The organism is Maricaulis sp. D1M11 (assembly GCF_047308265.1).
In the GTDB taxonomy this organism is placed as follows: Bacteria; Pseudomonadota; Alphaproteobacteria; order Caulobacterales; family Maricaulaceae; genus Maricaulis.
The window spans coordinates 1-635 of record NZ_JBKQWY010000029.1; the positions used below are offsets into that span (position 1 = coordinate 1).

Consider the following 635-nt stretch of genomic DNA (forward strand, 5'->3'; position numbering starts at 1 on the left):
CCAAAGGCATTATAGGTCCGCGATGTCGTCAGGGTGTGGAATTGCGACCCTTCGATATTGTTGAGCTGGCGCTCCGGTTCGATGACCGAGATGGCCATGTTGCGCGCATCAAACTCGGTGAGGGTTGAGACAAACTCGCTCACCCCGGCCTTCATGAAATCGGGCGTCTGGGTGGCATCATTGAACAGGGCAAAGACGCTGTCGCGCGTCTGGGCGGCCAGCGAAGCGGTGGTCGCTGCGTCTGATCCCGTTGCGGTCAAGACGAGGGTTTGATTGCCCAGCGCATCATAGGCGAAATATTTCGCGATCCCGTCCCCGGCCGTCGTTTCGGTCAGGCGGCCATGGGTATCGTAAACCCATGCTTCGCGGAACAGGCCGTTGAGCCCGCGCTCGACCATCTCACCGCGCGCATTGTAGCGCATCTCAACGACAGAGGTGTTGGCCGCGGTGGAATAGCTGCCATTCTCCAGTTCGAGGAATTCTTGGCGAACGAGATTGCCGGAGACGTCATAGGCATAGCCAATGGCTTCATCGACAGTGGTGAGGGGAACGCCGAACTGTGTCCAGTCATGTGTGGTGCGGCTGTATTCCTCACGCACCAGTCGGCCGCTGACATCATAGCGGAAGGTGCGATC

1 pseudogene is annotated in these 635 nt (G+C 58.9%); it reads right to left on the reverse strand.

Going from position 1 to position 635, the window contains the following annotated elements:
• A pseudogene (locus RMQ97_RS15505) lies at positions 1-635 on the reverse strand (hypothetical protein); the annotation flags it as partial.